This is a genomic window from Legionella qingyii (assembly GCF_003184185.1).
Map to the genome: position 1 here is coordinate 1 of NZ_QHJG01000011.1, position 19,699 is coordinate 19,699.

Below are 19,699 nucleotides of genomic sequence, written 5' to 3' on the forward strand. Positions count from 1 at the left end.
TAAACATCTGGGAATTCTCATATCAATCTGTTCTATTCTTAAACTTTGATGAAATCGCCCTGCCTAAATACTCACTCATGCCCGTGCCAATGAATTAAATTGCATCTCCTCGATGTCACTCTGATGTGAACAGGAGTTAATTTCGGTTTGCTTTACTAATCATCGCGACCATCCCATCTTGAACCAACCACATTCCAGCACAACGCACCCTACGTCCATTAAAAAGTGACGAGTGATGGTACATTCCAGCCTTATGAAGATGGACATGGAATAAATTGTCATTATATTTATCCCATACAAAAGCCGCACCCTCAAACGCCATGCCTCGTTTATAAGATAGGTTTTTTAAGCGGATTGTATTTAGGGGTAGAAGTTCCGCTAAAGAGTCTTTGGGAATAATTTTTAATTTCTCATCATCGATCTTAAAAAAACTCTAGTTTTGTTTTTGGAATTGAATGATATTTTTGCAATGCATGGGTAATAGCAACAAGAAAGGTATTAATCTCAGTTGTAGTTAACCCACTTTTTCCACATAATTTTTCCCAATCTTTGAGACTCGGCACATCGCGCCACATAAGAAAAACCAGAGAAAGTCTTATTATTACGATGACAGTTCATTTTTTGACCATTTAACAAATTTTTTATTGTCTCCTGATCAAACAGAATTAATACTCTAATCGATACATATCGAAGGAATTTGACCATTTTGAGGTAATATAAGATTGATCATGATGAATGAATTCTTCAATAACTGATGTTTCCGCACAGGCATCTCAATCTTTAATGTTGGGACAATGAACAAAAAAGTGTATAATTCCTCTTTTTGTTATGCAAATATTGATCAGTCATGAATCTTGAAAAAATATATGATGTTATTGTTGTAGGTGGTGGACATGCCGGTACAGAAGCCGCTCTAGCAGCAGCACGTATGGGGGCGCAGACCTTATTACTTACTCATAACATGGATTTGCTCGGTCAAATGTCATGTAATCCTGCCATTGGTGGGATAGGAAAAGGCCATTTGGTGAAAGAAATTGATGCCCTAGATGGCGCTATGGCTAAAGCTGCAGATAAGGCGGGGATTCAATTTCGTACTCTTAATGCATCGAAAGGGCCTGCGGTCCGTGCTACACGTGCGCAAGCAGATCGGGTCCTCTATCGCCAAGCAATTAGAGAGCAATTGCAAACGCAAAAAAACCTGACCCTGTTTCAGCAAGCTGTTGATGATTTATTAATTGAAGGAGACCGAGTAACTGCTGTTGTTACTCAAATGGGCCTGGTCTTACGAGCGCGCGCAGTAGTACTGACTGTTGGTACCTTTTTGGGAGGAAAAATTCATGTAGGGATGAATCAATATGCAGGAGGTCGCGCAGGAGATCCACCTTCGGTAGCCCTGGCAAAAAGCTTACGAGATCTTGATTTGCCCGTTGGCCGTTTAAAGACGGGTACACCGCCACGGATCGATCGTCGATCCTTAGATTACAGCCAAATGACCGTACAGCCGGGTGATACACCGATACCGGTGTTTTCTTATTTAGGTCATGCCAGCGATCATCCGCAACAAGTACCTTGTCATATTACTCATACAACTGAAGCAACGCACGAAATTATTCGTAATAATCTGCATCAATCACCGATGTACGCGGGTGTTATTGAAGGCGTGGGACCGCGTTATTGTCCCTCTATAGAAGATAAAATTGTTCGTTTTGCTGATAAATTATCCCATCAAATCTTTGTTGAACCCGAAGGATTAACTACAGAAGAAATCTATCCTAATGGCATTTCGACAAGCCTTCCTTTTGAGGTACAAGTGCAGTTCGTACGTACGATTAAAGGTTTTGAGAATGCCCATATTACCCGACCAGGCTACGCCATTGAATATGATTACTTTGACCCACGTGGCTTAACTTCATTTTTGCAAACCAAGCCAATCCCCAACTTGTTTTTTGCAGGCCAAATCAATGGCACAACAGGTTATGAAGAAGCGGCTGCTCAAGGAATCATCGCCGGAATGAATGCGGCTTTACAAGTACAAGATAAAGAACTTTGGTGTCCACGACGTGATGAAGCTTATATTGGTGTATTGATTGATGATCTGATTACTTGCGGCACTCAAGAACCTTATAGAATGTTCACTTCTCGTGCTGAGTATCGCCTGCTTCTGCGAGAAGATAACGCAGATTTACGCTTAACTGCTAAAGGTAGAGAATTAGGCTTGGTAGGCGATGAGCGTTGGCAACACTTCGCTACAAAAAGTGAAGCAATAGAATCCACGCAAGCACTGCTGCACCAGACTTGGGTTCGTGTAGGACATAATGAGATCTTAAAAGATATTCTGCTCAATCCGATGCAGCATGATAATAGAGCATCAGAGTTCCTGAAACGTCCAGAGATTAATTATCAGCATTTATTAATGCTCGAGGATTTAAATTTACCTGAACTGTTACCAGAAGTTAGCGAACAAATAGAAATTCAGAATAAATATGCAGGCTATATCGATAGACAACAACAAGACATAGAAAAAATGCGTAAACAAGAAAACACTGTGCTTCCCGAATCACTCGATTATAGCGAGGTCACAGGATTATCTAATGAAGTGATTCAAAAGTTGACGAAGATAAGACCGTCTACTTTAGCACAAGCTGGCCGTATTTCAGGTGTCACTCCTGCTGCCTTGTCCCTGCTTTTGGTGCATTTAAAAAAACAGCGAATTGAGGTATGAAGCAACAAATAACGCGAATACAATCGCAGCTTAAAGAAGGTTTGCAACAATTTGATCTGGATGCACTTAGTGCATCTTTGATGGATTATTTATTCTTACTGAACAAGTGGAATTTAGCATATAATCTCACTGCAATCCGAGATCTTGAGTCTATGGTTGGTAAACATATATTAGATAGCCTGGCAATTTTACCTTGGCTTAAAGGCAAGCACATTATAGATGTAGGAACGGGCGCCGGCTTGCCGGGTATCCCTCTTGCTATAGCCAGGCCTGATTTTAACTTTATTTTATTGGACTCTAATGGTAAAAAAACTCGTTTCTTAAACGAAGTGAAGCGGCAACTCAACTTAAAAAATGTGGAGATTGTACAATTTAGGGTCGAAAACTACCACCCAACTCAAGGTTTTGATACAGTAGTAAGTCGCGCTTTTAGTAGCCTGGAACAAATGATCCAATGGACACAACATCTTATTGCCGATGATGGAATTTGGTTGGCAATGAAGGGACGTTATCCTGATTCTGAATTGAATGAGATAAAACAAAACTGCTCGGTAGAGCGTTATACTGTTGCAGGTATTGAAGGCGAGCGTTGTTGCGTCATTATTAAAAATCAACCGAGAAAAAGTAGTTAACACCCTAAGAGCTGTTAACATTTCGCTTGCTTGAGCCAAAATCAGAATAGTGTGGCCAGGATGGTTAAAATGTGAACAGATACTGAATGCTCGCTACTTATTCGAGTTTAACCAAGGAATAAATCATGGCAAAAGTTATAGCCATTGCCAATCAAAAAGGTGGAGTAGGCAAAACCACTACAGCGATTAATTTAGCTGCGTCTTTGGCAGCAAATCGACAACAGGTTTTACTGATTGACTTGGATCCTCAAGGCAATGCCACTATGGGTAGTGGTGTCGATAAAAGCCAATTGGTTCATACAACCAATGATGTATTACTGCATGATTGTCTTGCAGAACAAGCATGCCTTGCCACAACCAGTGGTTATGATTTAATTCCGGGCAATGATGATTTAACGGTAGCTGAAGTTAGCCTAATGGAACGCAATCACCGTGAAACCTTTTTATATAAAGCACTACAGCCCATTCAAAATAACTATGATTTTATCCTGATTGATTGCCCACCCGCTTTGAATACACTGACTATTAATGCTTTTGTTGCTGCTGATTCTGTGCTTATTCCTATGCAATGTGAATACTATGCACTGGAAGGGTTAGCTGCTCTGCTTTCAACTATTGAGCAAGTTAAAGCATCAGTAAATCCTCGTTTACATCTTGAGGGACTGTTACGAACCATGTACGATGCTCGTAACCGATTGTGTTCAGAGGTATCAAAACAACTCATAGAACACTTTCCAAGTAAGGTCTACAGAACCGTAATACCGCGTAATGTCAGACTTGCTGAAGCACCAAGCCATGGACTGCCAGCTTTACACTATGATAAAACGTCACCAGGTGCAGCAGCCTATATGGTACTCGCTTCCGAGTTGATTAATAAACAGACTGTAGCAGGATAAATGGGGTAATTTATGACAGTAAAGCGTAGTAGTTTAGGGCGTAACTTATCCGCGTTATTAAGCCAATCGAGTAGCTCTATTTTAAATGAGAAACCGCAAGCTGAAAGTCTCAAACTCGCAGTAGACTCTCTGCAACCTGGAAAATATCAACCCCGTGGTGAAATGGAAGAGGCTCCTTTAATGGAGCTTGCCCAATCAATCAAAAAACAGGGGCTGCTACAACCGCTATTGGTTCGCGAACTAAGTGATGGTCGTTATGAAATTATTGCAGGTGAGCGTCGTTGGCGAGCTAGCCAATTAGCAGGCCTGACAGAAGTCCCCGTTATTTTGAAGCAAGTTGATGATGAAACTGCAATGGCTATGGCCTTAGTTGAAAATTTACAGCGTGAAGACCTGAATGCTATGGACCAAGCACGTGCCATGCATAGACTCACTCATGAGTTTTCCTTAACACATCAACAAGTGGCTGATCTTTTATGTAAATCAAGAGCGGCTGTAAGCAATTTCTTGCGATTATTGGCTCTATCAGCCGGAGTCAAAAAACTTTTAGAACATGGTGATCTGGATATGGGACATGCCCGTGCATTGCTCATGTTAGAAGAAGAACAACAAAATCAGGTGGCTCAACTTATCATTGCCAAAAACTTATCTGTACGTGAAACAGAAAAATTGGTTGAGCGAATTAAATTAGGTAAAACAAATGAGCAACAACCGCAGAGCGATCTTTCTCATGTATACCACGATCAATTAAAAAATCTCTCTCAACATTTACAAGCTTCAATTAAACTTAAACCTGGAAAAGCAGGTAAAGGTTCATTAGTTATTCATTATAACGATGAACACAGTCTGCAGAGTATTATTGATCAGTTAACCAGTGCCTGTTAGTAAGCTCCTGTCTGTTATTCACGAGTTGAAATCTTGAAGAAAAGTCAAATTTGAGTACTCAACCTGGGTTTAGCTAGTGAAACCCAGGTTGAACCGGATAGGTTCATCAACTTAGTATCAACCTAGAAAGCTAGAGGAATAAAAGCATTAAGTACGGTCTTTTTTTAGCGTACCATACATCAAGAAACTTACTTGAAAATTAAAGATGCATTTGCATTTGCTTCAGTATCTTCCATCTTCAAACTTTTATCCGACTGTTGGAGCTCTATTAAAATAAGACCATCAGTGTCTAAGCCTTTTAATACCATCGAACTAAATTGAACTTTCCCTTTTTGAATGTCAGCTAATCTATTCAAAAGCTCTTTGTACTTCGCTGGTCCCAAATTATAGAGCATATTAGTTTGAGAATTTTTTTCTAGCAATTTAATAAACACTTCTTCTACTGCCCATAAAGGTTTCTTTTGTTCTAAGGCTTTATTTGCTGCATGCAGACACCACGAGAGGTAATCGAGTCTATCCCCATCTTGATCGGGTTGAGCATATTCCTTGTTCGTCTGACCTTTTAAACTTATTTGTATTTTCATGGTAGTTCCTACTTATCATAAATCGGATGGCATCTATTGTTTTTGAAGAGACGGGCTATACATTAATAAACATTAAAAACTGCTTATTTATTAATTAATTAGACCGATTAATTTACTTGGGTTTAAAAAAAATATTAATATGATCAATATATTATCTTAATAAATAAAAAATGGAAGGGACTGTCGTATTGTCGACATATAAAATTGTTTCAAAGATACTTAATAATAGCTGGGATAACAGTATTAGTACTAATATAAATCTGCTATCAATCCAGCTATTAATGTTTCCTTATTTCAAAACATAAAATGAGTTCAATATTTATACTACAATTAAACTATAAGCTGGTTATATTGCTTGGAGACTGCAATGTTAATTCAGCCTGTCCAGCCTGTTAATGTACTTATTAAGATTGGCGAGAATGAATATATTGGCCAGTTACTTAGTTTGTCCGAAGAAAAACTGGAATTAAAATGTGAAGCATATATTGAAAAGAACATTGAGATTGCCTTTTTTGCCAAACATTTTCGTGGCCAGGCTATTATCGAGGAAATTCAATTCACTCACTCATTTTTTACCTATCAATTATCAATTCAAGAAATTCAATTTCAACCTGGTTTGTTGATTAATACGCGCTTATGAAGTTGCCATAGAAACAATACGAAGTACTGTAAAGAAGGATATGGGTTAGTGTGATGAAATCCCGGGTCTCGCTTTGCCGCACCCGGGCTCTCGCTATCGTATTACTTATAACCAATAGACAAAAACAAACAAGAACAACCAGACTACGTCGACAAAGTGCCAATACCACGCTACACCTTCAAAAGCAAAATGTCGTTCTGGAGTAAAATGACCCAATTTACAACGAACTGCGATAACAATTAACATAATTGTACCCAAAGTTACGTGTAACCCGTGAAATCCAGTTAACATAAAAAATGTCGTTCCATAAATACCAGCAGACAACGTTAAATTCATCTCTGTATATGCTTCATGATACTCATAGCCTTGTAAGGCCAAGAACAACAATCCTAATAAAATGGTTAAAACCATACCGGTAATTAGCTGTTTTTGCTTTCTTAACTTTAAAGCCCAGTGTGCCCAGGTAATGGTGACTCCAGAGGTCAATAAAATCAGAGTGTTTATTGCAGCTAACCCCCATGCCCCCATTCCTTCATGAGCTGCGGCAAAAACTTTATTATCGGGGTTAACTAATATAGGCCACGTTGAATTGAAATCAGGCCATAATGTAAAGTGTGTAATTGGATGTACTTCACCGCCCAAAAGAGGGACAGACCAGAGTCGGCTGTAGAATAGGGCACCAAAAAATGCGCCGAAAAAACAGACCTCAGAAAAAATAAACCAGCACATTCCCCAACGAAATGATCTATCAACCTGTTCGTCATAGACTCCTTTCGAGTTTTCATAAATCACTTGGCCAAACCAACCAAATAACATAAAAATCATGAGTCCTAGACCAATAGCGAATATGTAGGGTCCATACCAATCATGGTGAAGCCAAGATGCAGCTCCCACAAGAGTAGTAGTCAACCCACATGATGCAACCAAAGGCCAATGGCTTGGCTTAGGGACATAATAAGTACCATGTGCTCCCATTATATTTTTATCTCCTGTATTAATAGGGCCTATTTAGAATTGTCTAGATTGAGCCGTAGGGCTTTGTTCTTGAGCATCAAAGCAAAAAAATCAAAGTCTTAAGACCAAGATAGTATAATTATAAACAGGCATTAATCTGTTTTAGACACTCTCCCTATAATCGGGAGAATGTAACCTACTAAAATTGCCAAACCTGCATGATTACCCTGCGATTATCGCGCGTCTGCGTACAATCAGGATTGCCAGGTTTATACTAACCCTTATCTGTTACATCAAATAAAGTATAAGACAAAGTAACTGTATGCACCTTTTCGGGTAAATCAGCATCCAAATGAAATAATAAAGGCATATTCATTGCCTCATGTCCATTTAATGTTTGCCGGGTAAAGCAAAAACACTCAGTCTTTTTCAGATACTTAGCAGCAATACCTGGTGTGACACTAGGTATTGCCTGTACTGTCATCGGATGATCCGTTTTATTTTCAGCATAAAAAGCAAGTTTTGCTATTTCGCCGGGATGTACCGTTATTTTTCGAGTTTTGGGATAAAATGCCCAAGGTACTCCACTGTTATTTGTCGCAACAAACTCAACAGTTATTTCTCTGTTTTTGTCAACTTTCGCTTTGGCTGCATCATAGGCTACCGCCTCAGGATTTGTTTTTCCATTAATACCCAGTGATTTACATAAACTATTGTAAATAGGTACTAAAGCAAATCCGAAGGCAAACATCCCCAGCACAAGACCAGATAGGATAACAATTAGCCTGTGATGCCCTTTTTGTTTTTTCATACAACAAACCTATAAATCAAGTTTGGGCGGAGTTGTAAAAGTATGGTATGGAGGTGGCGAAGGTAACGTCCACTCTAAACCATATGCTCCTTCCCATGCTCTTCCAGCAGCAATATCTTTTTTAGTCCCTTTTTTCCTTACAGTAGCAATCACGTTATATAAAAATAGAAGTTGCGTAAACCCAAAGATAAAGGCACCAATTGAAGAGATCATATTAAAATTAGTAAATTGCAATGCATAATCCGGAATCCTTCTGGGCATTCCAGCCAGCCCTAAGAAGTGCATAGGGAAGAATGCAATATTTACCGAAATCACGGATAACCAAAAATGCCATTTACCCAGTAATTCACTATACATGTGCCCAGTCCACTTTGGCAGCCAATAATACGTAGCAGAAAACAGAGCAAAAACGACACCAGGAACCAGAACATAATGGAAATGACCTACCACAAAGTAACTATCTTGGTACTGGAAATCTGCAGGTACCAATGCCAGCATAAGACCGGTAAACCCACCTATGGTAAATAGAAATACAAAAGCTAACGCAAATAACATGGGGGTTTCAAAAGTCATGGAACCTCGAAACATAGTGCTTACCCAGTTAAATACTTTAATACCTGTTGGAACGGCAATAAGCATTGTGGTGTACATAAAGAATAATTCAGCACCCAATGGTATGCCTGATGTAAACATATGGTGCGCCCAGACAATAAATGACAGGATTGCAATACTGACTGTTGCGTACACCATAAAATAATAACCGAACAATGGCTTACGGCTAAAAGTGGGAATAACTTCCGATATCACACCAAAAGCTGGTAATACAAGAACATATACTTCAGGATGACCAAAAAACCAGAATACGTGCTGGAAAAGTATAGGATCTCCACCACCTGCTGCTTCGAAGAAGCTGGTGCCAAAATGACGGTCAGCCAACATCATGGTTACTGCTCCAGCCAATACAGGCATAATCGCGATCAGCAAAAAGGCGGTAATTAACCAGGTCCATACGAACATCGGCATTTTCATCAATGTCATACCAGGTGCACGTAAATTTAAGATCGTCGCAATAATATTGATCGAGCCCATAATGGATGAAACACCCATCATATGGATCGAAAAAATCATAAAATCTGTACTGGGAGGTGCATATTTGGTAGATAAAGGAGCATACATGGTCCAACCAAAGTTAGGTCCACCACCTGCATGAAATGTTGTTGAAAGCAATAATGCAAACGCAAAAGGTAAAATCCAAAAGCTCCAGTTGTTTAATCGCGGTAAAGCCATATCTGGAGCACCAATCATCATTGGAATTTGCCAGTTTGCCATTCCAGTAAAAGCAGGCATTACCACACCAAACAGCATGATTAAGCCATGCATTGTTGTCATTTGGTTAAAGAAATTGGGATCAACAAAACGATGACCTGGTTGAAATAACTCAGCTCGAATAACTAAAGCCATGCCACCAGCCAAAAAGAAGCTGATCATTGCAAGCCACAAATATAGGGAACCGATATCTTTATGGTTTGTAGTAAACAACCAACGTTTTATAAATCCCAAGATACCTTTACCCTGTTCTGGACCATGATCATCATGTTTTTCATCGTGCGCTAATGTATAACTACTCATTGCAAACCTCCAGCTTGAACTTTATTAACCATGGTTGGTTGTTGATTAGCTTTCTGACGTTGTGCAGCAACTTCCGCGGCTTGGACTTCATCATTAGTGTTGTTATTCCAGGCATTACGTTCATAAGTCGCAATCGCAGCAATTTCTTCATCAGTAAGTTGATCTTTATACGGCTGCATTGCAGAACCAGCAATACCGTTAAGAATTATATCCAGGTGCCGTGAAATAGGATGACCTGTTGCCACAGAACTACCCTTGAGCGCAGGATACATTGGTGGGATACCCTTTCCATCGGGTTGATGGCATGCAGAACAAAATTGGTCATATTTTTGCTTTCCAAGTGCGAGTAACTCATCTCGGGTCATCGTTTTCTGAGCAGCAACATTTACCTCTTCTGTAGCAGACTGATCTTCTGCTTTTGTTTGTGCTGCAACCCATTTATCAAAATCATCCTGACTGACCGCTTCAACAACTATGGGCATAAATCCATGATTAACCCCGCAGAGCTCCGCACATTGACCTCGATATGTTCCTGGTTTCTCTATCGTCGCCCATGCTTCATACATAAATCCGGGTATCGCATCGCGTTTAATACCTAATTCTGGAACCCACCATGAGTGCACGACGTCATTTGAAGTCACAAGAAAGCGAATTTTCTTATTAACAGGAACAACCATTGGTTTATCTACTTCCAGTAAATACCACTCACTCTTTTTCTGTTTATTCTGAATTTGTTCAAACGGTGTAGATAAATTACTGAAAAAGCTAATTCCCTGATCAAGATATTCATACTGCCATCGCCATTGGTAGCCCACTATTTTTATAGTTACTTCGGATTGCTTTGTATCATCCATGCGGATTAAAACTCGCGTAGCAGGTACTGCCAGTCCAACAAGAATCAAAAAAGGGATGATCGACCAGACAACTTCTAATCGAGGATTATCATGAAACTTCGCGGCCTTATATCCTTTGGATTTTCTGTGATGAATCATGGAATAGATCATCACACCGAATACAACGACCCCAATAACGGCACAAATAGCCATACAAACCATATGCAGGTAGTATACGTCTTTGCTGACGGGGGTCACCCCTTTGTACATATTTAACTGCCAATGATCCGCAGCCGCGAATAGTGGTCGGCTCGCAACCCAGGCACCTAGCATCGTTAATAATCTACAGATCTTTAACCTGTTTAACATCACCATTCCTCGTCTTGTCAAGAAAGCCAGTTTAAGCTGGCTCCAATTTTGTTTTATATATTTTTAATTTGGTCTCCCCTACGATTATGTAGGGGTTCTTGTTCAGCAATACGACACTACCACAATGAGTAATTTCCTTCAGTTTTAGACTTATTGACTATGTATTTAACTGCTTCGATTACTTCATTCGTGGTGCATTGATTACAGCCTCCGTTTTTAGGATGATCTTTCCCATGAACGGTGTTTTCAATCAATACATCCATATTTTTTGCAATCAAGGATTTCCATGCCTCTTGATCACCAATTTTAGGCGCACCTTGTTTTCCATCATTATGGCAAGCAGCGCAATGTTCGTTATAAACAGTTTCCCCACTTGCAGGGAATTTTGCTGCGCCTCCTGATTTGAGATTTATCAATTGTGTGCGAGTTAATGACTCATTTAATATGTAATCAACAGCCGAAATGATGTCGTTATCAGAGCAGGTCACACAAGCACCTTTTATAGGCATCGAGTTATATCCATCAATGGCATGGCTATATAATCCTGTTAAACCGCTACTCTTTAATCGCTCATACCAGCTCGCTGAACTTCCCAACAAAGGAGCACTCATTGCCCCGTCTTGATGACAAATCACACAAGCAGTAAAATAAACTTGCTTTCCACGATCCAGTGATGGTGGTTCATTTGAAGCAGGTAGCCCTAAGGGTTCTTCACTTACTACTGTTTTAATGTATGTAGCGATAGCCATTCTATCTGCATCAGTTAAATACATCAGGCTGTTATGGTTTACTTCCGCCATTGGACCGGCTACGGGGCCTGCATTATTGAGAAGTTTATTCAATTTGAATACATCAGCGACTTCCTGATGGGTTCCTGATTCCAATCCATACTTAGTGATGTTTGGAGCCCAATAACCATCAACGAATCCACCGGTCAGATAATATTTATTCTTTGGTGCACCGAAAGGATTTAATGGAGTATGACACATACTACAATGACCTAAACCATCAACAATATATTTCCCTCGATTCCATTCAGGAGATCTGCCTTTTTCATATTGAAATCCATGCCCTTCAGGGAAAAAGAATAATAGATTCCAGCCCCAAAGCGTAAAACGTGAACCTGGAACATTAAATGGGAAAGGTAATGATTTGTTGGGTAAATTAACAGGAGGCAAGCTCATAAAATAAGCATATAGAGCACGTGCATCTTCATCCGTTATTTTAGAAAAATAGATATAAGGGAATACTGGGAAATAGTTTCTACCCTGAGGATCGCGGCCTTCTTTAAGCGCACGAATAAAATCTTTTTCAGTCCAGTTACCAATTCCAGTTTCTTTATCCGGAGTAATATTAGGACTATAAAATGTTCCAAAAGGAGTTTCTAAGGGTAATCCGCCTGCATAGGCAGGAGTGCCTGCTTTAACATTTGTATGACAGGAAATACAATCTCCCATCTTTGCCAAATACTCTCCACGCTGAATTAAATTCTGTTGCTCACCGGTAGCTGGGGCAGTCGGTGGATAAGCAGGATAATATCCATCAATAATTGATAATTTTTCTTGTGCAGGTTCATTTTCTGCATGTAATAATTGACCTGCCAGGCCAAGCACCGCCACAGTTGCAGTGACGATTAGCTTTCTTAGTAACAAAGAGCCCACGCTCCCTCCTATTTGTTCTTATTTTGTACGCTTCTCTTGCGGAGACAGAATAATCGACGCATTTTATACTCCACAATGCATAAGTTGCAATGTTATAATCGCTATCTTTGATTATTTTTATATCGTGATTATGTTTGTTTATCTTAACGGCTTACTTTTAGGCTTGTCACTAATTATTGCATTAGGGCCGCAAAACATTTTTTTGATTAAACAAGGTGCACAAAAAAATCACGCAATGCTCTCCGCAGTTATCTGTTTTATCTGTGATTTTATTCTAATTTGTTCCAGTATTACAGGCTTACATGAGTTGCTTTTGCTACGTCCTGTTCTACAAATCTGGATGATGCTCTTAGGCACCGCTTTTTTACTTTTTTATTCTGCAAAAACACTATCCAGTGCGTTTTCCAAATCAACAGAAGCCGAAGAAAATACCCAACTTCAACCACGTACCAGGACTCAAATCATTCTCCTGGCTTTAGGTTTTAGCATACTTAATCCACATGCCATTATTGATTCTTTAGTTATCATTGGTGGCGGCAGCAGCGGATATCCCGAACAAGAACATATTTTTCTATTGGGTGTACTTACTTCAAGCTTGATTTGGTTTAGCTCATTAACCTTCACTGCACGATATTTTTCTGATGTTCTGACAAAAGCAAACGTATGGAAAGGAATCGAATTACTCAGTGGTTTATTGATGGCTTTTATAGGTATTAAACTCGGCACAGATTGTTTAAGCCTAGTTTCAGAATTAATTGGAAAATCGATTTAATAGAAAGGGTCAATCAGTGTGTCGCCAATTGACCCAGTGGAATGACACATAGCAAGTCCAACCTCGCAAGGTGAATATCTCATAACCACTTATCCATGTCAACCAGGTACTAGACATCAAAAACCTTCCCCATTGTTGTTCGAACCCACTTCAGTTAAACTCAGCCTTTTACAAATACTGAGCAGTACATGTTTTACGGCGACACCATCCAAGAAACAAGACAGATGTTTTTTTCAAGTTGGGAAAAATACCAACAGAAACAACTGTTATCCCCTTTAGAAAATCAGATCGTTCAAGTGATATTGGCTCATCCTGAATACCATAAGATACTTGAGAATCAAAATAAATTTCAGCAGCAATCTTATTTTCCCGAGTCAGGACAACCTAATCCATTCCTGCACATGGGACTCCATCTTGCAATAAGAGAACAAATCACAACCGATCGTCCTGCGGGCATTAATGCAATCTATAAAAATTTAATTAAGAAATACAATGACTCATTGGCAGTAGAGCATTTAATGATGGAGCAATTGGCTGAGTGCTTGTGGCTCTCACAAAAAAATAATATCCCCCCTGATGAACATCAATATCTGCAAACATTAACAAACCTTTGAAATATTTTTTCAGTGAATCAGAGGTAAAAATGCGATCACGTGAAGCAATGAACTTTATCCCCACATACCGGTCATCACAATTTCATATTGACCAAATAAGCGACTGACAGTACAATTTTTGTTTTTCATATTGAGGTTACTTTATGCCTGATATTGTCTTGTTTGATATGGGCGACACGCTAAGCTCAGACAATCAATTGGGAAATCCCAACAGAGTTTTGTTTTTTCCAGATACAACCAAAAAGGTTTTCGAAGATCTGCAGAATCGCGGTGATCAAATCATTATTTTCTCTAAATATGCTCGGGTGCGGGAAATTGAAGCTGCTTTAACAAAGGCAAAGATTGATTATAAAGATATTAAAATTGTACAGACAATTAAAAAGACAAAATTAGAAACTGCTATTGAATATAAAACATCACATAAGGCTAAAAACGTTATTATTGTTGATGATAGTACCTCTATTGACGACAGTTCGGATGGCGTTGTGCATATTCAAGTACCCCGTCAAATTGATCACTCAGCCCCTCCATCAGACGCTTATTTAAAAGTAGCCTTACTCCCTGAGAGGCAGCTATTTGCAATAAAGCCTATTGTACAAGCATTTAAGCAAAATCCAGATCATTGTGATAAAGTAAAGAATGACGCTCTTAGTAATTACTATGAGGCAATAGTAAAGTTAATGGAATATAGAGATAAACGGCAAAATGATAAACGCGAGTACTATACTTGCTGGGCCTCATGGTTTGGAAGTGAAACTCGCTCAAGAACAGCAAAACTTAATGCCGTTGATAGCATTGTTAATTCGTTAAACGATAGAACCTTCGACATCAAAAATATTCCCGAGGCAGCAAAAAATGGAGAGCTAGCTTCTATTGTAAACTCCCTTAATGTTGTTGAAATTGCCAAGACTACACAGGAAATACAGATAGAACTTTAGTAAGTAATTGATTAGGGATGGGACAGTTAGACGAGTGTTTGAGGCTCTTACAAAAAAATACGATCCCTCTGATCAACATCAGTATCTACAAACATTAACGATGTCTTTAAAAGTACAGGACGTCTATATAACTTCAACCTAACCCATTGATTTTTGGTAGTTGAAGTTATTTTCTGATGTAGAGGATCTTGTCCTTGAGTTGCTTACGAAAAATGCCAAGGTCGAGGCAAAAAATGTTTTTAACATAGAGATTGGTTTTTTTGTAAGTCCTGAAGTACTTTCTAGCTATCTACAGTCTTACATGAATACTCCGCTTGATATTCAAGGATATCTCCAGGCTGACACTTTAGATAAGAACAGATTGCTTCTAATGTCGCAAAACGTATCGCCTTAGCCTTACCATTTTTTAAAATAGACAAATTCGCTTCAGTAATCCCTATTGCCTCTGCCAACTCCTTAAGCCTGCATTTGCGTTTTGCCATCATCACATCCAAATTAACAATAATCGACACGAGAATATTCCTTAAATTGTTAATTGTGTTTCTGATTTCAGTTGATTTGCTTCTTGAACAATCCAGGAAGCAACCAAGATAATAAACGCCGTAATTAAAGTAGATAAGTTTGCTGAATTCAAGGTAATACTGGCTATACGCTCGCCTTTAGGATTATTAAAAGTAAGCGCGGCGGTCATTAAAGGTTGATAAAATAACTGCACCAGCTCACCCAAAATCATATAAATACTTACCTGTTTAATTAATTTGATGTTTTCTTCTTCAAATAAATACCCATTTTCAAAAAGCCTGAATAGTTTGGCTAATTTATGGCAGATCAAAATAGTAATGGTCATGGGCATCCATTCAATCGCCAACAAGATACCTCGATGCAGCCAAGAAAATTGAGAAGGATTATGGATTTGTTCGGTAGAAATCAAAGAAGACCAAGCTCCGATAGAACACATCCAATCGAGTTTAAATAAAATCAAAAGGGTTGTTGTTAATGGAATAAGCCAACAAAGGCCACGAAATAGTAAATAAAGTATATGGCTTGTATTTTTTATTTTTTGCATGATAAATACCCTTTAGTGAGAATTCGCCAAGATTACACCGATAATTATTGTTTTGCAATAAATTTATATTAATAAATAGCTATTATTTGTTGATAATTAGATCGTAGAAATTAATAAACCAAACGCAATCAAACACCATAACATCAAGTTGATATATTTTTATTGTGACTGAGCCTAAATTGAAAAGTATCGATGCAGGGCTGGGTATCTTGGCAAAGATCAGTTAATATGGGGCATTAAATAACAACTCCGTGTTCCCTGATGACTGAGCAAGAAAAAAAAACCCATTTTGGTTACTCTACTGTTGGCTGGGATGAGAAAGAAAAGAAAGTAGCTGAAGTTTTTCATTCTGTGGCAAAAAATTATGATTTGATGAATGATTTAATGTCTTTGGGCATCCATCACCTCTGGAAGCGCTACACGGTAGCTCATAGCCAAGTACGTGCCGGACAATTTGTCTTAGATTTAGCCGGCGGCAGTGGCGACTTAACACGTTTACTCTGTAAAAAAGTCGGCGATACAGGCCGAGTTGTTCTCGCTGATATTAATTCAGCCATGCTTAATGTAGGACGTGATCGTTTATTAGATGAAGGCTTATATAAAAATATTGATTACGTACAAGGTAACGCTCAATGCCTTCCTTTTGCTGATAATAGTTTTCATTGTATTACTATGGGGTTTGGCTTAAGAAATGTAACCGACAAAGAAGAGGCACTTCGTTCGATGTATCGTGTGTGCAAACCCGGCGGAAAAGTGATGATTCTTGAATTTTCAACCCCCACATTCCCTGGCTTAAAACCTATTTATGACTGGTATTCGTTTAATATTTTACCTAAAATAGGGGGGCTTATTGCGCAAGACAAAGCCAGTTACCAATACCTTGCTGAATCCATTCGCATGCATCCCAATCAAACTAAACTAAAAGAAATGATTGAGCGAGCGGGATTTGAAGACTGTCACTATGATAATCTCAGTGGTGGTATCGTTGCCTTGCACATTGCCTATAAATATTGAGTGCATTATGTTAAAAAAATACTCCTTAAAGGCCCTTCAAATTGCCATTAACAAAGCTGCCAAACTGGATGAACTGATGCCAGCCAGGCTGAAAGCGCTTGATAATAAAACCATTGAAATAATTATAAGCCCATTGAACGTTAATTTTTTCATTCATTTTAAAGATGGAGAAATTATCTTACTGGATTGCTACGACAGAGAAGCAGATACGGTAATTCACAGTAACCCTTTAGGCTTAATCCGCTTAAGTTTATTACCAGCATCCAAGGCCCGCTCTTTGTTTAATGATAAAATTCGCATGACCGGGGATACTGAATTAGGACAACAAGTAAAAAAACTGTTTGACGAAATGGATATTGATTGGGAGGGGCATCTGGCCCATTTTACTGGTGATGTAGTTGCCCATCAAATTGGTTCTTTTGTACGCAAAGGAATGGCATTCAAAAAGAAATTGAATGAATCCTTGCAGCAAAATGTATCGGAATATCTGCAAGAAGAATTACGAGTCATGCCGACAAAATACGAATTAGAAGATTTTTTTGTTGCGGTCGACGAGTTATCTTTGAGCGTTGAACGTTTGCAAGCTCATGTTAATCAACTAATAAGCCGCTATGAAACCAATTAAAAAGCTCATTCGTCTTATTCATATTAATTATATTCTTGCCAAAAACGGGCTAGACAATGTAGTCGTGTCATTGAGATTATTTGCCCCGTTACGCTTCATTGTCTATTTAAATCCATGGAATTGGTTTCGTAAGGAGCCGATATCGCATGGCGAGGCACTTCGTAAGTCATTGGAAGAATTAGGGCCTATTTTTATTAAATTCGGTCAAGCACTTTCTACTCGCCCTGATATTCTGCCTATGGATATAGCGATTGAACTCAGCAAATTACAAGATAAAGTCCCGCCATTCCCTAGCGAGAAGGCAATGGCTATTATTGAAAAAGCCTATGGCTTGTCTCCATATGAAGTTTTTGCTGAATTTGATTCCATTCCCTTGGCATCGGCCTCTATGGCGCAAGTGCATGCTGCGACTTTGAAAACGGGCGAAGAAGTGATTGTCAAAGTGCTTAGACCCAACATGCGCCGCATCATTGAGCAAGACTTGAGCATTATGCATACTATTGCAAAATGGGCTGATCGCTATTGGCCGGAGATTAGACGTTTAAAACCAAAAGAAATTGTAACAGAATTTGAACATACCTTACTTGATGAGCTCGATCTATTAAGAGAAGCAGCTAACGCGGCTCAATTAAGACGTAATTTTGAGCATTCTCCTATCTTGTATATTCCAGAGATATATTGGGATTACTCACGCTCCAATGTGATGGTGCTCGAACGAATTCATGGCATCCCGGTGTCCGATCTCAAAAGCCTGCAAGCACATGGGGTTGATATAAAGAAACTGGCTGAGCGCGGGGTAGAAATTTTCTTTACCCAAGTATTTCGTGATTGTTTTTTTCATGCAGACATGCATCCAGGAAATATTTTTGTTTCTTATAATAATCCCAAGGACCCACAATATATCTGCATTGACTTTGGCATTATGGGTACTTTAAATGATAATGACAAACGTTATTTAGCAGAAAATCTCTTGGCCTTTTTTAATCGGGATTACCGGCGGGTAGCCGAGCTGCATGTTGAATCCGGTTGGGTTGCACGTAATACCCGCGTTGATGAATTTGAAAGTGCTATTCGTACTGTATGTGAGCCTATTTTTGAAAGACCTTTAAAAGACATCTCCTTTGCACAAGTGGTATTGCGCCTTTTTCAAGTTGCTCGCCGTTTTCATATGGAGGTACAACCACAACTGATTTTATTGCAAAAAACTCTGCTTGCTGTAGAAGGCTTAGGACGCCAACTCTATCCAGACCTGGACTTATGGGCTACTGCCAAACCTTTTCTTGAAAAATGGGTCAAAGATCAAATAGGCCCTAAAGCTTTTTTCACCCAATTAAAACGAAATCTGCCTTTTCTTGCGGAACAATTGCCGCATATGCCAAAACTGCTCTTTGATTTTCTAGAGCTTAAAAAAGAAGAATTAATAATAAATAAAGAACGTGCTAATGCTCAGCCTGAAAATGAAAAACCAGCAGTCCATTGGAACAGTATTGCAATCGGGGCGGGACTTTCTTTTCTTTTAGTCAGCCTGCTCGACTATTTGCATCTTATCCATCACAAACAGCTCACCCCTCTTGCCCTTACGGGAGCTATTTTGACGGGGCTATTTGTGCTTATTAACCATAACACGAGGAACTAAACATGGGACTAAGTGGAATCAGCCCTCTTTCTTTATTGTTAATTCTAGTCATTATTATTGCTCTTTTTGGTACTTCCAAATTAAAAACCATAGGCACAGATCTGGGCGAAGCGATTAGAAATTTCCGCAATGCCTTAAATGATAATCAAGCAAACGAGCCCTCCAAAGAGGATAACAAACCCTCATGAGCAGCGGTGAACTTCTGGTCATTTTTATTGTTGCCCTCATTGTATTTGGTCCCAAAAAACTCCCTATGCTGGCGGCTCATTTAGGATTATTGGTAAGAAAGTTTAACCAGCTTAAAACACAGGCCGCTATGCTCTGGCAACAACAACTTAATTCGCTGCAATTACAAGAAAATCAGCGCAAAGCAAAAGAAGCCGACGAGCATTATAAGAAAGAACCGTTGCCTTAAGCC

At 39.1% G+C, this 19,699-nt stretch carries 23 protein-coding genes; 13 read left to right on the top strand and 10 right to left on the bottom strand.

Annotation, left to right across the window (positions count from 1 at the left end; translation table 11 throughout):
- Positions 1–136: 136 nt before the first annotated feature.
- The gene (locus tag DGG96_RS08010; protein WP_110142217.1) at positions 137–322 is read right to left on the bottom strand and encodes a hypothetical protein; all 186 of its coding nucleotides are present in this window, start codon (positions 320–322) and stop codon (positions 137–139) included.
- 100 nt (positions 323–422) lie between these two features.
- The gene (locus DGG96_RS20795) at positions 423–575 is read right to left on the bottom strand and encodes a hypothetical protein (RefSeq protein ID WP_165831593.1); all 153 of its coding nucleotides are present in this window, start codon (positions 573–575) and stop codon (positions 423–425) included.
- Positions 576–847: 272 nt separating this feature from the next.
- Between DGG96_RS20795 and mnmG the strand changes: the two genes are divergently transcribed.
- The 4 genes from mnmG to DGG96_RS08030 all read left to right on the top strand — a co-directional run bounded on the left by mnmG (position 848) and on the right by DGG96_RS08030 (position 5,135).
- Entirely contained in the window at positions 848–2,722 is a 1,875-nt protein-coding gene (mnmG, locus tag DGG96_RS08015; RefSeq protein WP_110142218.1) for a tRNA uridine-5-carboxymethylaminomethyl(34) synthesis enzyme MnmG, read from the top strand.
- Positions 2,719–3,354, top strand: coding sequence for a 16S rRNA (guanine(527)-N(7))-methyltransferase RsmG (gene rsmG / locus DGG96_RS08020; RefSeq protein WP_110142219.1), 636 nt, complete (start codon positions 2,719–2,721; stop codon positions 3,352–3,354). The genes mnmG and rsmG overlap by 4 nt, the downstream gene beginning before the upstream one ends.
- Positions 3,355–3,479: 125 nt before the next feature.
- The gene (locus DGG96_RS08025) at positions 3,480–4,250 is read left to right on the top strand and encodes a ParA family protein (RefSeq protein ID WP_058468562.1); all 771 of its coding nucleotides are present in this window, start codon (positions 3,480–3,482) and stop codon (positions 4,248–4,250) included.
- A gap of 12 nt (positions 4,251–4,262) precedes the next feature.
- Positions 4,263–5,135, top strand: a complete 873-nt coding sequence (locus tag DGG96_RS08030; RefSeq protein WP_110142220.1) for a ParB/RepB/Spo0J family partition protein — start codon at positions 4,263–4,265, stop codon at positions 5,133–5,135.
- A 188-nt stretch (positions 5,136–5,323) separates the two neighbouring features.
- Here DGG96_RS08030 and DGG96_RS08035 read toward each other — a convergent pair whose 3' ends face one another.
- Positions 5,324–5,719 carry a hypothetical protein gene (locus tag DGG96_RS08035; protein ID WP_110142221.1) on the bottom strand — a complete coding sequence of 132 codons (396 nt, stop codon included), beginning with the start codon at positions 5,717–5,719 and terminating at the stop codon, positions 5,324–5,326.
- A gap of 367 nt (positions 5,720–6,086) precedes the next feature.
- Between DGG96_RS08035 and DGG96_RS08040 the strand changes: the two genes are divergently transcribed.
- Positions 6,087–6,359 (top strand): hypothetical protein, encoded by a 273-nt coding sequence (locus tag DGG96_RS08040; protein ID WP_110142222.1) that lies wholly within the window; start codon positions 6,087–6,089, stop codon positions 6,357–6,359.
- A gap of 105 nt (positions 6,360–6,464) precedes the next feature.
- Here DGG96_RS08040 and DGG96_RS08045 read toward each other — a convergent pair whose 3' ends face one another.
- The 5 genes from DGG96_RS08045 to DGG96_RS08065 all read right to left on the bottom strand — a co-directional run bounded on the left by DGG96_RS08045 (position 6,465) and on the right by DGG96_RS08065 (position 12,616).
- A complete protein-coding gene (locus tag DGG96_RS08045; RefSeq protein WP_110142223.1) occupies positions 6,465–7,334 on the bottom strand; it encodes a cytochrome c oxidase subunit 3 in 870 nt (289 codons plus the stop codon).
- Between the two features lie 253 nt (positions 7,335–7,587).
- The gene (locus DGG96_RS08050; protein ID WP_110142224.1) at positions 7,588–8,124 is read right to left on the bottom strand and encodes a cytochrome c oxidase assembly protein; all 537 of its coding nucleotides are present in this window, start codon (positions 8,122–8,124) and stop codon (positions 7,588–7,590) included.
- Between the two features lie 9 nt (positions 8,125–8,133).
- Positions 8,134–9,753 carry a cytochrome c oxidase subunit I gene (gene ctaD / locus DGG96_RS08055; protein WP_110142225.1) on the bottom strand — a complete coding sequence of 540 codons (1,620 nt, stop codon included), beginning with the start codon at positions 9,751–9,753 and terminating at the stop codon, positions 8,134–8,136.
- On the bottom strand, positions 9,750–10,955 hold the full coding sequence (gene coxB, locus DGG96_RS08060; protein ID WP_110142226.1) for a cytochrome c oxidase subunit II: 1,206 nt from the start codon (positions 10,953–10,955) through the stop codon (positions 9,750–9,752). The genes ctaD and coxB overlap by 4 nt, the downstream gene beginning before the upstream one ends.
- Before the next feature lie 116 nt (positions 10,956–11,071).
- Positions 11,072–12,616, bottom strand: coding sequence for a c-type cytochrome (locus DGG96_RS08065; RefSeq protein ID WP_110142227.1), 1,545 nt, complete (start codon positions 12,614–12,616; stop codon positions 11,072–11,074).
- A gap of 130 nt (positions 12,617–12,746) precedes the next feature.
- On the opposite strand from DGG96_RS08065, the gene DGG96_RS08070 reads away from it, so the two are divergent.
- The 3 genes from DGG96_RS08070 to DGG96_RS08080 all read left to right on the top strand — a co-directional run bounded on the left by DGG96_RS08070 (position 12,747) and on the right by DGG96_RS08080 (position 14,940).
- A complete protein-coding gene (locus DGG96_RS08070; protein ID WP_110142228.1) occupies positions 12,747–13,388 on the top strand; it encodes a LysE/ArgO family amino acid transporter in 642 nt (213 codons plus the stop codon).
- Positions 13,389–13,576: 188 nt separating this feature from the next.
- Positions 13,577–14,002 carry a DUF1841 family protein gene (locus tag DGG96_RS08075; protein WP_110142229.1) on the top strand — a complete coding sequence of 142 codons (426 nt, stop codon included), beginning with the start codon at positions 13,577–13,579 and terminating at the stop codon, positions 14,000–14,002.
- 143 nt (positions 14,003–14,145) lie between these two features.
- Positions 14,146–14,940 (top strand): hypothetical protein, encoded by a 795-nt coding sequence (locus tag DGG96_RS08080; RefSeq protein ID WP_110142230.1) that lies wholly within the window; start codon positions 14,146–14,148, stop codon positions 14,938–14,940.
- Between the two features lie 281 nt (positions 14,941–15,221).
- Here DGG96_RS08080 and DGG96_RS08085 read toward each other — a convergent pair whose 3' ends face one another.
- Entirely contained in the window at positions 15,222–15,452 is a 231-nt protein-coding gene (locus DGG96_RS08085) for a helix-turn-helix domain-containing protein (RefSeq protein ID WP_110142231.1), read from the bottom strand.
- Positions 15,453–15,463: 11 nt separating this feature from the next.
- Positions 15,464–16,006 (bottom strand): DUF2975 domain-containing protein, encoded by a 543-nt coding sequence (locus DGG96_RS08090; protein WP_110142232.1) that lies wholly within the window; start codon positions 16,004–16,006, stop codon positions 15,464–15,466.
- Between the two features lie 261 nt (positions 16,007–16,267).
- On the opposite strand from DGG96_RS08090, the gene ubiE reads away from it, so the two are divergent.
- The 5 genes from ubiE to DGG96_RS08115 are packed head-to-tail and all read left to right on the top strand — an operon-like array spanning position 16,268 to position 19,696.
- Positions 16,268–17,020 carry a bifunctional demethylmenaquinone methyltransferase/2-methoxy-6-polyprenyl-1,4-benzoquinol methylase UbiE gene (gene ubiE / locus DGG96_RS08095; RefSeq protein WP_110142233.1) on the top strand — a complete coding sequence of 251 codons (753 nt, stop codon included), beginning with the start codon at positions 16,268–16,270 and terminating at the stop codon, positions 17,018–17,020.
- Positions 17,021–17,027: 7 nt separating this feature from the next.
- Positions 17,028–17,645, top strand: a complete 618-nt coding sequence (locus tag DGG96_RS08100; protein WP_110142234.1) for a ubiquinone biosynthesis accessory factor UbiJ — start codon at positions 17,028–17,030, stop codon at positions 17,643–17,645.
- Entirely contained in the window at positions 17,632–19,281 is a 1,650-nt protein-coding gene (gene ubiB / locus DGG96_RS08105; protein ID WP_110142235.1) for a ubiquinone biosynthesis regulatory protein kinase UbiB, read from the top strand. The genes DGG96_RS08100 and ubiB overlap by 14 nt, the downstream gene beginning before the upstream one ends.
- 2 nt (positions 19,282–19,283) lie before the next feature.
- The gene (gene tatA, locus DGG96_RS08110) at positions 19,284–19,469 is read left to right on the top strand and encodes a twin-arginine translocase TatA/TatE family subunit (RefSeq protein WP_110142236.1); all 186 of its coding nucleotides are present in this window, start codon (positions 19,284–19,286) and stop codon (positions 19,467–19,469) included.
- A complete protein-coding gene (locus DGG96_RS08115) occupies positions 19,466–19,696 on the top strand; it encodes a Sec-independent protein translocase subunit TatA/TatB (RefSeq protein WP_110142237.1) in 231 nt (76 codons plus the stop codon). The genes tatA and DGG96_RS08115 overlap by 4 nt, the downstream gene beginning before the upstream one ends.
- Positions 19,697–19,699 lie beyond the last annotated feature (3 nt).

What these genes read in the sequence shown, in the direction of transcription:
- DGG96_RS08010 (WP_110142217.1), bottom strand. Translation starts at nt 322, where the DNA reads ATGGCGTTTGAGGGTGCGGCTTTTGTATGGGATAAATATAATGACAAT.
- DGG96_RS20795 (WP_165831593.1), bottom strand. Translation starts at nt 575, where the DNA reads ATGTGGCGCGATGTGCCGAGTCTCAAAGATTGGGAAAAATTATGTGGA.
- mnmG (WP_110142218.1), top strand. Translation starts at nt 848, where the DNA reads ATGAATCTTGAAAAAATATATGATGTTATTGTTGTAGGTGGTGGACAT.
- rsmG (WP_110142219.1), top strand. Translation starts at nt 2,719, where the DNA reads ATGAAGCAACAAATAACGCGAATACAATCGCAGCTTAAAGAAGGTTTG.
- DGG96_RS08025 (WP_058468562.1), top strand. Translation starts at nt 3,480, where the DNA reads ATGGCAAAAGTTATAGCCATTGCCAATCAAAAAGGTGGAGTAGGCAAA.
- DGG96_RS08030 (WP_110142220.1), top strand. Translation starts at nt 4,263, where the DNA reads ATGACAGTAAAGCGTAGTAGTTTAGGGCGTAACTTATCCGCGTTATTA.
- DGG96_RS08035 (WP_110142221.1), bottom strand. Translation starts at nt 5,719, where the DNA reads ATGAAAATACAAATAAGTTTAAAAGGTCAGACGAACAAGGAATATGCT.
- DGG96_RS08040 (WP_110142222.1), top strand. Translation starts at nt 6,087, where the DNA reads ATGTTAATTCAGCCTGTCCAGCCTGTTAATGTACTTATTAAGATTGGC.
- DGG96_RS08045 (WP_110142223.1), bottom strand. Translation starts at nt 7,334, where the DNA reads ATGGGAGCACATGGTACTTATTATGTCCCTAAGCCAAGCCATTGGCCT.
- DGG96_RS08050 (WP_110142224.1), bottom strand. Translation starts at nt 8,124, where the DNA reads ATGAAAAAACAAAAAGGGCATCACAGGCTAATTGTTATCCTATCTGGT.
- ctaD (WP_110142225.1), bottom strand. Translation starts at nt 9,753, where the DNA reads ATGAGTAGTTATACATTAGCGCACGATGAAAAACATGATGATCATGGT.
- coxB (WP_110142226.1), bottom strand. Translation starts at nt 10,955, where the DNA reads ATGTTAAACAGGTTAAAGATCTGTAGATTATTAACGATGCTAGGTGCC.
- DGG96_RS08070 (WP_110142228.1), top strand. Translation starts at nt 12,747, where the DNA reads ATGTTTGTTTATCTTAACGGCTTACTTTTAGGCTTGTCACTAATTATT.
- DGG96_RS08075 (WP_110142229.1), top strand. Translation starts at nt 13,577, where the DNA reads ATGTTTTACGGCGACACCATCCAAGAAACAAGACAGATGTTTTTTTCA.
- DGG96_RS08080 (WP_110142230.1), top strand. Translation starts at nt 14,146, where the DNA reads ATGCCTGATATTGTCTTGTTTGATATGGGCGACACGCTAAGCTCAGAC.
- DGG96_RS08090 (WP_110142232.1), bottom strand. Translation starts at nt 16,006, where the DNA reads ATGCAAAAAATAAAAAATACAAGCCATATACTTTATTTACTATTTCGT.
- ubiE (WP_110142233.1), top strand. Translation starts at nt 16,268, where the DNA reads ATGACTGAGCAAGAAAAAAAAACCCATTTTGGTTACTCTACTGTTGGC.
- DGG96_RS08100 (WP_110142234.1), top strand. Translation starts at nt 17,028, where the DNA reads ATGTTAAAAAAATACTCCTTAAAGGCCCTTCAAATTGCCATTAACAAA.
- ubiB (WP_110142235.1), top strand. Translation starts at nt 17,632, where the DNA reads ATGAAACCAATTAAAAAGCTCATTCGTCTTATTCATATTAATTATATT.
- tatA (WP_110142236.1), top strand. Translation starts at nt 19,284, where the DNA reads ATGGGACTAAGTGGAATCAGCCCTCTTTCTTTATTGTTAATTCTAGTC.
- DGG96_RS08115 (WP_110142237.1), top strand. Translation starts at nt 19,466, where the DNA reads ATGAGCAGCGGTGAACTTCTGGTCATTTTTATTGTTGCCCTCATTGTA.